Annotated in this window: 10 protein-coding genes and 1 tRNA gene; 2 read left to right on the top strand and 9 right to left on the bottom strand. The window is 35.0% G+C overall.

Annotation, left to right across the window (positions count from 1 at the left end; translation table 11 throughout):
- Positions 1 to 143 precede the first annotated feature (143 nt).
- The 9 genes from rpsF to glyS all read right to left on the bottom strand — a co-directional run bounded on the left by rpsF (position 144) and on the right by glyS (position 7,844).
- The gene (gene rpsF, locus N2201_06085; GenBank protein MCX7785775.1) at positions 144 to 431 is read right to left on the bottom strand and encodes a 30S ribosomal protein S6; all 288 of its coding nucleotides are present in this window, start codon (positions 429 to 431) and stop codon (positions 144 to 146) included.
- 170 nt (positions 432 to 601) lie between these two features.
- Positions 602 to 1,663, bottom strand: coding sequence for a redox-regulated ATPase YchF (ychF, locus tag N2201_06080; protein MCX7785774.1), 1,062 nt, complete (start codon positions 1,661 to 1,663; stop codon positions 602 to 604).
- A 42-nt stretch (positions 1,664 to 1,705) separates the two neighbouring features.
- Positions 1,706 to 2,344, bottom strand: coding sequence for an aminoacyl-tRNA hydrolase (gene pth / locus N2201_06075; protein ID MCX7785773.1), 639 nt, complete (start codon positions 2,342 to 2,344; stop codon positions 1,706 to 1,708).
- Complete coding sequence (locus N2201_06070; protein ID MCX7785772.1) at positions 2,283 to 2,993, bottom strand: 50S ribosomal protein L25; 711 nt, start codon at positions 2,991 to 2,993, stop codon at positions 2,283 to 2,285. The genes pth and N2201_06070 overlap by 62 nt, the downstream gene beginning before the upstream one ends.
- Positions 2,994 to 3,146: 153 nt before the next feature.
- The gene (locus N2201_06065; GenBank protein MCX7785771.1) at positions 3,147 to 4,076 is read right to left on the bottom strand and encodes a ribose-phosphate pyrophosphokinase; all 930 of its coding nucleotides are present in this window, start codon (positions 4,074 to 4,076) and stop codon (positions 3,147 to 3,149) included.
- A gap of 102 nt (positions 4,077 to 4,178) precedes the next feature.
- Positions 4,179 to 4,250, bottom strand: a tRNA-Gln gene (locus tag N2201_06060).
- Positions 4,251 to 4,259: 9 nt separating this feature from the next.
- Positions 4,260 to 5,150, bottom strand: a complete 891-nt coding sequence (ispE, locus tag N2201_06055) for a 4-(cytidine 5'-diphospho)-2-C-methyl-D-erythritol kinase (GenBank protein ID MCX7785770.1) — start codon at positions 5,148 to 5,150, stop codon at positions 4,260 to 4,262.
- Positions 5,137 to 5,580, bottom strand: a complete 444-nt coding sequence (locus N2201_06050) for a DUF192 domain-containing protein (GenBank protein ID MCX7785769.1) — start codon at positions 5,578 to 5,580, stop codon at positions 5,137 to 5,139. Before N2201_06050 ends, ispE begins: the two co-directional genes overlap by 14 nt.
- A gap of 164 nt (positions 5,581 to 5,744) precedes the next feature.
- Positions 5,745 to 7,844, bottom strand: a complete 2,100-nt coding sequence (glyS, locus tag N2201_06045; GenBank protein MCX7785768.1) for a glycine--tRNA ligase subunit beta — start codon at positions 7,842 to 7,844, stop codon at positions 5,745 to 5,747.
- A 1,300-nt stretch (positions 7,845 to 9,144) separates the two neighbouring features.
- Between glyS and N2201_06040 the strand changes: the two genes are divergently transcribed.
- Both N2201_06040 and N2201_06035 read left to right on the top strand, forming a co-directional pair.
- Positions 9,145 to 11,148 (top strand): choice-of-anchor J domain-containing protein, encoded by a 2,004-nt coding sequence (locus N2201_06040; GenBank protein MCX7785767.1) that lies wholly within the window; start codon positions 9,145 to 9,147, stop codon positions 11,146 to 11,148.
- Between the two features lie 175 nt (positions 11,149 to 11,323).
- Positions 11,324 to 11,789 (top strand): helix-turn-helix domain-containing protein (locus tag N2201_06035; protein MCX7785766.1); only part of this gene is annotated, 466 nt, incomplete at its 3' end.

Raw genomic sequence — 11,789 nt, 5'->3', positions numbered from 1 at the left:
GATTTTTATAAAAGTGATTGCAGCACTTTTTTATTCTGATACTGCAAAATCAAATTCGCTCTGAACTGCATATTTTTATAAAAATCATTAAGAGAAATCAATCATAATTCCTGATACGACGAAATCTTATAATTCGTCATTAGTTAATCTTTTTTAAGAAATGCAGTTCTTAATATATCTTCCCGATGCTTAATTGCTTCTTTAACTACAGCGATTACCGACGGTGGCGCTGTAAAGCGAATCGTCAAGTATGTACCTTTGGTTTCTTTTTTTATCGGATAAGCAAAATTTCGTTGCTGTGAAATTGTTTCGAGAATCTTTACATCTTGTTGTTGGGCAATAATATTTCTTAGTTCGTCTTTAAGATTATTTAATTCCTCTTCTGACAGTTTAGAGGAGATAATAAATACGGCTTCATATTGTCTTTCCATTTTGCCTCCGTTGTTAAATTATAGAATTCCATTACAAAAAATAGTTTAATTTTCTAATGATTGTCTGAATTTTTCTTGTTTTAATTCCATCGCTGAATCAATAAACGACCAAGGAGAAGTAAAGAGGACATTCCTTAATTTTACAATCTTCGGGACAATTTTTTGCATTTTTAATGAGTAGCAAATTTGATTAAAATTATATCGCCATCTTTTACGATATAATTTTTACCTTCAATTAAGACCTTACCCAATTCCTTTGCCTTAGAAAAATTTCCTGCGCTCACTAAATCATCAAACTGTAAAACTTCGGCCTTGATAAATCCCTCAGCCATATCCGAGTGAATTTTTCTTGCCGCATCAACAATGTTGGTACCTCGTTTAATTGCCCATGCTCGGCTTTCTTCACCTTTAATTGTATAAAATCTTATTAAATCGAGTTGCTTAAAACATTCTTCAACAATTCCCGCTGGTCCTTGAGGAGATAAACCAAGACTTTGTCGCATTTCAACTTTATCTGTTTCATCAAAACCTTCTAATGCGTATTCTAATGATGCCGAAAACAGATAAACATTTTTATTACCAAACGATCGTAGTAAATTGGGGTCAGGTTTATTTTTATCAGAACAATTTAAGGCATAAATTACTGGTTTTAAGGCAAAGAGGTTTAGGTCTTTTACTAATTCATAATCCGACATTTCTAATTTAAGGGTTGAGAATTCTTTGATGAGATTGTTTTTAAGATATTCTAAAACTCCAAGACGATGTTTATCTTCTGCAGTATGTAATTCTTTCTTTTGCTTATCAATTTGTCGATAGATAATTTCTAAATCCGCTAAGGCTAATTCGCTCTCAACAATTTTTAGATCTCGTATCGGGTCAATTGTGTTATAAATATGGGGAATGGTCTCATCTTCAAAATTTCGGACAATATGCAATATTAAATTGACTTCCCGAATATGAGATAAGAACTTATTACCTAGTCCCTCACCTTGATGGGCGCCTTTGACAAGACCAGCAATATCGATAAACTCAATGGTTGCAGGTGTGACTTTAGGAGGTTTTAAGATTTCGCTGATGGTTTTTAACCTCTCATCTGGAACGGTTACCGTTCCGACATTTTTCTCAATTGTCGTAAAAGGGTATAGGTCAACTCGTGCCTGAGCATGAGTTAACAAATTGAAAAATGAAGATTTGCCAACATTAGGTAAGCCAACCAAACCAACTTTTAACATTGTTAGAATTCTCTCATCTTTTTCGTGTGCGCCAAGTTTATATTAAATAACTGAAAGATTATTTAAATCATAAGATATTGGATTATATTTATTCATCGCTAATTCAATGCCGTTGCTTTCTATCATTTCAATTGCATCACAGGTCTTTTCTAATACTTTATTAAGTATTACTTTTTCTTGAGGCGAAAATTTCGTTAGCACATATTCGGTTGCAGTCGTATTTATGGGTTTGCCGATACCAACACGAATTCGGGGAAAATTAGTGGTCTGCAAATAATAAATAATTGAAGCTAATCCCTTATGACCGCCATCACTACCTTTTTTACGAATTCTAATCTTTCCTAATGGTAATGCTAAATCGTCACATACAACACAAAAATTATCGTTGTGTTTCTGCAGATATTCGTAAATAACAATTCCTGAATTATTCATATAGAGCATTGGCTTTATTAGAATCAACTGGGGTTGATTAGTTTTAGTTTGAGCAACATGATAATCGGTGTAATGGGAAAAATGCAATCCGTATCTTTGAGCCAGACGGTCCAGAACCATAAAACCAACATTATGCCGAGTATCTTTGTATTTCCGGGTCGGATTTCCTAATCCAAAAACAATCAATTTACTTTTTAGTTTCAGTGGTTGAGGTTTTAGTCGATTCGGCTGTTGACTTCTTTTTCCCACCGGTTTCTGCTTCCGCCGTCTCAACTTCTTCTTTCTTCTTTTCCGTTATCACTTCAGGTTCTTTAATTTCTTCGGTTACCGCAACTGCCTCTTCAACGAGTTTTCGTGGCGTTAATACCGAAACGATGGGTGTATCCGGTGGCAACATAAATTCAACACCTTCAATCTTTAAATCCGCGATATGGATTGAGTGGCCTAATTTCAAATCGCTAATATCAATTTCGATATGCTCAGGAACTTTTTCAATTTCACATTTTATAGGAATGGCTCGCAGCGGATGGTCTAAAATTCCGCCCATTTTTACGCCAATTGCACTTCCCTTTAATATTACCGGAATTTTTAAAGTAATTTTTTCTTTTGCGTGAATGCGCTGAAAGTCAACAGATAACAGTCTTTTCGAAATTGGTTCTCGCTGTAAAGACTTCAGAACAGTCTTTATTGTCATTTCACCGATTGATAAATTAATAATCGGACTATGCCCTTTGATTTTTTCTAATAGGGTAGAAAATTCACGCTCGGCAACAACGATACTTAAGGGATTATCACGATGACCATAGATGACGCCGGGAATTAAACCCTGGCGTCTAAGTTTCTTACTGGCTGAGGTACCAATGGCTTTTCTTTCTTCTGCTTTTAGACTGTATTCCATATTTTGCCTCCAACAGCAAATCTAATTAAATTATCCTTAATCGCCATCGGCTAAAACGCCAATGCGAATTAATAAAACTCTTAGTGGCAAAAATATTGTGTAATTTGATTTTGTGCCTATCGTATATTTGAAAAATCCACACATTTTTCTGTTTTAGATGAATAATGAACTGACAGACTCACCTTTATGGATTCTCAAAACTGTCTCAGCAAGCAGTTTTGAGACAGAAAGAATATTAATTTTTTTGCTCATCTTTTCTCTTGGCAACTGAATTGTATCGGTTATCGTAATCTCAGCGATATTAGAACTTTCTAATCTTGAAACTGCATCATTCAAAAATACTGGATGAGTTGCACAAGCCATTATTTTTCGGGCACCTTGCTTTTTTAGGGCTTCGGCCGCTACAATCAAAGTATTACCAGTATCAATAATATCGTCAAAAAGTAGCACATCTTTATTTTCGACTTCACCGATAACCATCACAACTTCGGCTTGATTTGGTGCTGGTCGACGTTTATCAATAATTGCCATGGGAATTTTATCGCCTAATCGTTTCGCAAAACCACGGGCGCGATTTGCTCTGCCGGTATCGGGAGCCACAACCACCAAATTAGATAAATCATATTTGCTAAAATTCTCTACTAAAACTGGTGTTGCATAAAGATGGTCAACTGGAATATTAAAAAACCCTTGGATTTGTTCAGCATGTAAATCCATTGTTAGGACCCTTGAGGCTCCGGCTGATACGATTAAATCGGCAATTAATTTCGCGGAAATCGGAACGCGTGGTTCGTCTTTGCGGTCCTGACGACCATAACCATAATATGGTATTACTGCGGTAATCCTTTCAGCAGATGCCCGCTTAAAGGCATCTAACATTAACAATAATTCTAAAAGATTCTCTGCCGGAGGATGTGTTGGTTGGACAACAAATACATCCACACCCCGCACATTCTCTTCAATGTTAATTTTAATCTCCCCATCAGAAAAATTGCTAATACTGGCCTGGCCTAACTTAATTTCTAAATGTTGACATATCTTTTCGGCTAATGGTCGATTTGCTCGACCCGAAAAAACTTTCATCTTTTGGTTTGCTGGGAACATATAGTTATATTTCAAAAATTAAAATAAGATTCCTGAAAAGTTTCACTTGCTTTTACTAATTTATAGTTTTAGATAATTTCACTGGGGCGGAAGGATTCGAACCTTCCCAACAGGATCCAAAATCCTGGGTCCTGCCAGCTAGACGACGCCCCAATTTTAATTTCACAGTGTTTCCGTATATAACAATTTTAATTTAAGTCTTTTAGCCTTAGTGTAAAATTCCGCAATCCTATCTTTGGGAACGATACCATAAATCGCGCTACCACTGCCTGATAAACTTACAATCCTGGCACCACAAAATAACATTCGTGTTTTCATAACCAGTAAATCATTATATTTAGGAAAAACAACCTTTTCAAAGGTGTTTACAGTGTACTTGCTAATTTCTTGCCAATTACTTTGGCTTAGTTTCTTACTAAGAATCTTAAGGGAAAAATTGCCTTCTGTCAACCCCATCTCATCAATTTGCTGATATGCCCAGCGAGTTGAAATAAAATATTCGGGAATATACAGTACGATATTAAATTTAGGAATTTTAATCGGTGTTAAGATTTCTCCTCGGCCAGTTGCATAAGATGGTGTCTGATATAAAAAAAATGGTACATCCATTCCAATTTGACAAGCGATTTGATAAAGAATGTTCATAGTTAGAGGTTTTTGAAATAGTTGATTTAAACCTAAAAGGACTGTTCCAGCATTGCTTGAACCACCACCTAAACCCGCGCCGAGCGGAATGCTTTTTTTTAGAAAAATCTCTACACAAGGTTTAATCTTAAGTTCCTGGAAAAACAATTCAGCCGCTTTAACCACTAAATTATCGCTACCAGAAGGTAAATTCTTAACTTTATTGGTAGTAAATTTAAGTCCCTGATTCGCTCGTTTGATAATTATCGTATCAAATAACTTTATAGGTGCTAAAATTGTCTCTATTTTATGATATCCAGAAGTAAGTTTCTCTTTAATAATTAATCCGATGTTTATCTTAGCCGGCGAAAATAACTTTATCGTTGAATTTTGAATTTTGAATTTTGAATTTAACTTAGGGGATTCCATACACTGTATCTCCAATATTAATCCCATTTCGTAAAAACCAGCCTTGATTCATTTCCAAAGCCGCAATAAAAGGAATTGATGGTGAATAGCGTATGACCTCTTGATTGGGGACCATTTCCAAAATATCAATAATGACATTATTTTTATCAATATAGGCAATACTCAGCGGGATTTTAGTGTTTTTCATCCAGAAAGGATAAATGCCTTCTCGTTCAAAGACAAATAACATACCTGAGTCTTCCTCTAAACTTTGCCGAAACATCAGACCTAATGCTCGTTTTTCGGGCGTATCGGCTAATTCGACCTTAATCTCTTTGTCTCTAATTTTGAGAGTAATTTTTTGCTCCAATAGCGGAGTTGATGGTTTAGGTAGTTTTGGTGTAGGTCTTCTTTTGAAGAAAAAAAAGACTCCAGCAATAATTATTAGCAAAAAAATTAGATAAGAAACTCTTTTCCTTGACACAGCCAAAATGGACTTAACCCAAAATCATAATTCTATTATGCCAATAAAATTTATTAATATCGAATCCCATTAGTAAAACTGGTGAATCAAAAAAAGTAACATCAAACTTGTTGAATTGACATTAAAAGAACCTACGATTTGTTAATAACAATTTCTGATAAATCCGCAACCTCCAAGAAAAGTGCACGCACTTTTTGAACTAATTGTAAGCGATTGATTCGCAAAGATTCATCTTCCGTCATTACTAAAACATTATCAAACAAATTATCAATGGCAGGTCTAAGCGATAAAAGAATTTCAAAGGCTTTTTTATAATTATGCTCTTTTACTGAAACTCTTAAATTGGGTTCAATTTCTTTAGTTTTTTGATATAAAATCTTTTCGGCTGGTTCAATTAATAATAACTCATTTATTGCGGTTGGGGATAAACCGGATAAATCAAGTTCTTTAATATTTTTAAGTATATTACTTACACGCTTCTGACCGATTACTAATGATTCAAAATCTTTTTGTTCGCTTAACTCAGTTAGGGCAAGACATCGTTCATAGGCATCCTGTGGTTTAAGGTTACATACTGCTAAAACCGCATTACAAATATCATAACGGATATTCTGGTCAAGTAAAACTGCTTTTAATCGGTCTTTAAGAAAATCTTTGATACTTGTGATTAAACTTAAGTTTTCCGGTAAACCAAAATAGTTATAGCCTAATTCGATGATTGGTTCTAAATCAATATCAAATTTTTTATTTAGGCAGATTAAATAAAACGCTATTGCTTGGCGTCGTAAACCTAAAGGGTCATAGGAACCACTGGGAGTCGCATTTGCAATAAAGGCACCAATAATATTATCCAATTTATCTGCCATACTTAAAATTGAACCTTCGATTGTCTCCGGTAGACTATCGCCGATAAATCTGGGCTGGTATTGTTCGGCAATGGCTTTACTTACCAAATCATGTTCACCTAAGCGTTGGGCATAAATTCCGCCCATTATTCCCTGTAAACTGGTATATTCTTTTTCTCTGACCATATTGGTTAACAAATCGGCTTTGGCTAAATACGCTGCCCGCAGTAAATGATTGGTACTAACATTAGGAATATTCTGGCTAATAACTAATGATAATTTTTCTAAGCGAGTACTTTTGTCAAATAAAGTTCCTAAATTTTCTATCCAAATAACTTTTTTCTCTTCTTCGAGCCGTTTTTCTAAACCAATTTTTAAGTCTTCCTCAAAAAAGAATTTAGCATCATCAAGTCGTGATTCCACTGCTTGTTCATACCAATATCTTACTTGATGTTTATCGCAAGTAGGTGTGTTGGTGACAGCAACAAAATATGGTAGTAGTTCCTCGGAAAATAATTTTTGCACGGCAAAACAACGAGTATGCGTTTTTAGAGCGGTTGTCAGAATCGGTGCGGGTAGATTAAGGAATTCAGGGCGAAATTTACATATGACCGGATAGGGGTTTTCGCAAATATTGATAATCTCTGCCAGGAGTTCTTCGTCTTTGACTACTTTGCCATTAACTTTTTGGGTTAGTAATTGTAATTGTTGTTGAATGTATTTTTTTCGTTCTTCGGGGTCGACCAAAACATCGAACTGCTTTAATTTTTTTATATAAGACTTTATATCCGATATTTTTATTTTCTGTTTTTTAGAATTGCGATGTCCATAAGTGTGGGCAGAACTTTTTATCCCGAAAACCGACACTTCAATCGGTCTATTGCCAAAGACAAGGGTAAGCCAGCGTATGGGCCGCGCAAATCTGAAATTATCTTTTTGCCAACGCATCGTTTTCGGAAACTGGATTTCCGCAATTAACCGGCCGAGATTTTCTTTTAATAATTGGGCAAGCGTTTTGGTATCAGCAGTTTTTTTTACGAAAACATATTCTCCTTTGGGGGTTTTTTTGGTGTAAAGTTGGGTTATTTTAGTCTTATGAGTTTGAGCAAAACCGATTGCAACCTTGGTTGGTTTCCCGTGCTCATCGAATGCATACTTACTCGGCGGACCTTGAACTTCTAAAACTTCGGCTTTCTGTTTTTCTAATACATCGGATAAGACTAACGCCAATCTTCGTGGTGTATAATAAGTTTTAACTGTTCCAAATGTAATTCTGTTTTCGGTCAGAAAGTTACAAAACTTTTCCTTAAAATCATTGACGGCTGGTGCTAAAAACGAAGCTGGAATCTCTTCGGTTCCAATTTCAATCAGTAATGCTTTCTTCATATGGTATTAAAACAATTCTGACTAATTCCTAAAAAGTTAATTTTTACTCGGTTTTACGACAAAATCGAATCGATGAAGTTGAATATGATAGTTAATCATCAGTTTTGTAAAGTTATGTTAACATAATAATTGAATCTTTATAGTTAATAATATCTAATAATTAAAATTTGTCAAGGTATGTGTATTTACGATTTTGGGTCACTAAATCACCACGAACAACTTCTGAAATATAATTTTCTGCAGCAGGTATTGAATTTAATGGATCATTATTTATCCGCATTGGCTTTTGGTGCGCTTTTTCCGAAATTTGACAGAATTTGTCATTTATTAGTTGGCTTCGATGAGTTTTGGCATTAACAGAACTTGCGAACTCGGATTAAATATGACTATTGGATTCGTCTGCGAAGGTCAAAAGTGGGATTATGAGATGTCATCTCAATGCAGGTTAGGATGATATGGTCAATTAAAGAATGGGCGTCAGGTTTAGTGATTGAATTATTGATAGACTATAAGCCATTCGCTGGTGCTCAGAATATGATAGAAGGATAAGTGAATTACCAACCCTTATGTTAAGGGTTATAAAGAATACACAATTTGACCATATGGGCGATGGAGTGGATGGCAGGGAGGTAGTATTCCTACTGCCCCGGTACGGTGCTCTAGGCCTTTTCGAAAAAGTTACTTCTAAATTTTGCTTTTTACTCTTTTATCTTTTGACTAAGAGCAGACTACAAAATCTATATTTCTAATTATATTTCTAATGAACGAAACAATCTTCGCTTTCTTAAACAATAAAATTCGCATCAGATGCAATAATTTCTTTATCTCAATATATAACTTTGCCATCGATATATAATTTATTTGACTACTTAAAACGACAAAAAGTTTCCAGAAGAATTTTTGGGCATTATGAACACTGTATAATACTTTATGAAAATCACACTTAATATATTGGTACTCTTTCTTGATGGATAGGCTAAACCAAATAATAAAAGAAAGACCAGTATTATAAAAATCTCAAAGACATTTAAGTAAGAGAATATTTAATAATCTCTGCTCGTAATAAATAGGTAATTATTATTGAGAACACTGAAAAAGTCAATTCTTATTCGAATAAATTGAATTGAACTTATTGGATATTTTCCTTATTTTTCTGTGATTTCGCTGATACGGATGCGTGCCGCAAGTAATTTCCGTGGCACTTTTCAAAGCGTTCATCAAATCTCTATTGACAGGATTTCTAAAATGGCTAATATATAATTAAATCATAATTAAATCTAAGAAATACGAGGTGATGTTTATGTCACGCTATAAATTTTGTCTTATAATCCTATTGCTCGGCTTTGTTCTTTTCAGCCAACAACTTAATGAATCTTTTACTGATGCAATATTTCCTCCTGAAGGTTGGCGCTTTATTAATAACGATGGTTATGGGACTCAATCTTGGACTCGTTCAACATTAAATTATAATTCCGAACCTGCTTGTGCCGGTTGCTTGTTTGATAATTTCTCTCTCACCAGTGATGATTGGCTTATTACACCCCGACTTTTGGGTAGTGTTGGTGACACCTTAAAGTTTTTTTATCGTGCCTTTGCCAGTTCAGCATTAGAAAGTCTTGAAGTTCGCCTTTCCTTGAAAGGCGCTCGGGTTTCGGATTTTACTAAAGTGCTTTGGGGACGAAGATTTAATAATACAACCTATGGTTTAATCAAGATTTCTTTACATAATTATGTCGACTCAACTTTTTATATCGCTTTTCGTTACTATACGCCTTTAGGGGATATACGCAATGGTATCTATTTAGATGACATTTCTGGACCGACTATTTATACTGCACATGATGTAGGTGTAAGTCAGATTCTGGCTCCTATCGGTGTAAATTTTGACAGTGTTGTATATCCTTCAGCACGAGTGAAAAACTTTGGTTCGGCCCAAGAAACTATTCCAGTTGTCTTTAAGATTAATAGTTCTTATGAGAAATCTGATACGGTTATTCTTTTTGCCGGTCTTGATACGGTTATAAACTTTCCTGCCTGTACCCTAAATTCAGGAACTTATAATACCATTGCTTACACAAAATTAATTAATGACGATAACCGATTTAATGATACTTGTTATAGTAGTTTTATTATTCGCCCTACTAATGTCTGGCAAATCCTAAAGCCTTTTCCTAAAGTGGTCAAAACTACTGGCTCAAGTATCTGTTTCGATACCATTTCCGATGGACTTCTCTTTAAAAAACGAAGCTTTGATTCAGATAAACCTGAAATTTCCAATGGACTTTTCTTTAATTTACGAGACTTTGATTTAGATAAAACTGAATCGGACATAGGGTTAATTTATTGTCTAATTGCTGGTGATACTTCATTCTATGTTTATGATATAAACTTAAATGATTGGCTTCAGAAAAAAGGGCTTCCTGTTAAACCAAAAACAGGTTTGGGTTTAGTTTCTGGTAATAATGATACGCTTTATGCACTTTTAGGTAATAAGAAGAAATTTTATAAATACTCGGTTTCAGGAAATAATTGGCAACCGGCAGAATCTTTGCCTCTAAAACCCAAATCATATACTGCGCTTTATAGCCAAAATGGTTTTATCTATGCTCTCATTGGCGACACTATTTTCTTGCGGTTTGTGATTGCATCAGATACCTGGGAAAATATCAAAGGCATACCAGCAAAGATTAAAAATGGTGCAGCCCTAACTGGCGATACCTTGGGTTATCTTTATGCCTTACGCGGTTCCACCAAAGAGTTTTATCGTTACTCAATTGCTTCTAACAAATGGTCAACCATCGATTCAGTTCCGGTTAAGGTAAAGAAAGGCGCAGGATTGGCTTGTGATGGATATAATGTCTATTGTCTGGCAAGTGGTAAGACTAAAAAGTTCTATAAATACAATCCAATTGATAAATGGCAGGAAATGGATTCTCTGCCATTTAAAATCACTGGCGGTAGTACTATAACCTATGCTCAGGGTAAAGTCTATTGCTTAGCCGGAAGCAGAACTAATTACTTTTATCGATATATTCCTGAAATCGAAAAGACAAAAGAAACAACGACAAATTCAAATAATATCAATTTTTATTCGGGTATACAACATTTAGAAACCAAATCGCTTTCTGGCTATTCGATGTTTATCTATGATAAATTAGGTCGCTTAATCCAAAAACTTAATGATAATTATAATGCGAGCAACATCCTAAGTAAAAAAAGTCTGCCTTGCGGGATATACTTTCTGGTGGTAAGAGATAGCAGTCAACACAAGAATTATGTGAAAAAGTTGTTGATTCTCAACTAAAAAGTATCCGGTAAATTTTGGGTTTATACCGAGTGTTTTTACTGTCAATATTAAAATGCAATGTGTCCAAGAGATACTATACAGTTTATGAGATTTAATTATAATGGTTATGTGAAACAAGTTTTTAAGTTAGCCAAGATTAATTTCAAATGTCTATTTAAGGATAAAAGACACTATGCAAACTACAACCCTTATCAATTATAAAGAATTAAGAAAAATTGACCCCGCTACCGCAAGACAAGCAGTAATCGAATTCCTCCAAGCCAGCAATAATATCACTTATACCGCCCGTGCCTTCAATATTAATCGAACCGTCGTCTACGACATCATCGCTAAATATCGTCAAGGCAATCTGAAAGACCGACCAAAAACTCCTCACCACCAGCCCAAAAAGACACTACCCCAGATTGAAGCTAAAGTGGTCGAGATAAAAATCAAAACTCGGCTCGGTCCAAAAAGACTTTCTCGCTACCTTTCACGCTATGAGTCAATCAATGTGCCAGCCGGCACCATTCGCCATATCTTACGCAGGCATCAAGAAGAAATTAATACCGCCCTTAAGTCGAAGAAAAGCAAAATTAAAGAAAAACGCGAGTCGGTTGATTGGTATTCGGCTAAACCCTTTGAGATTATCCAAGTTG

It is taken from the genome of candidate division WOR-3 bacterium, from assembly GCA_026418155.1.
In the GTDB taxonomy this organism is placed as follows: domain Bacteria; phylum Hydrothermota; class Tepidihabitantia; order Tepidihabitantales; family CAIPLT01; genus JAOABV01.
The sequence above is the reverse complement of the archived record's forward strand: the minus strand, read 5'-3'. Positions and strand labels throughout refer to the sequence as shown.

Excerpts from the sequence above, each read along its gene's own strand:
- rpsF (MCX7785775.1), bottom strand. The coding sequence starts at position 431 with ATGGAAAGACAATATGAAGCCGTATTTATTATCTCCTCTAAACTGTCA.
- ychF (MCX7785774.1), bottom strand. The coding sequence starts at position 1,663 with ATGTTAAAAGTTGGTTTGGTTGGCTTACCTAATGTTGGCAAATCTTCA.
- N2201_06070 (MCX7785772.1), bottom strand. The coding sequence starts at position 2,993 with ATGGAATACAGTCTAAAAGCAGAAGAAAGAAAAGCCATTGGTACCTCA.
- N2201_06065 (MCX7785771.1), bottom strand. The coding sequence starts at position 4,076 with ATGAAAGTTTTTTCGGGTCGAGCAAATCGACCATTAGCCGAAAAGATA.
- ispE (MCX7785770.1), bottom strand. The coding sequence starts at position 5,150 with ATGGAATCCCCTAAGTTAAATTCAAAATTCAAAATTCAAAATTCAACG.
- glyS (MCX7785768.1), bottom strand. The coding sequence starts at position 7,844 with ATGAAGAAAGCATTACTGATTGAAATTGGAACCGAAGAGATTCCAGCT.
- N2201_06040 (MCX7785767.1), top strand. The coding sequence starts at position 9,145 with ATGTCACGCTATAAATTTTGTCTTATAATCCTATTGCTCGGCTTTGTT.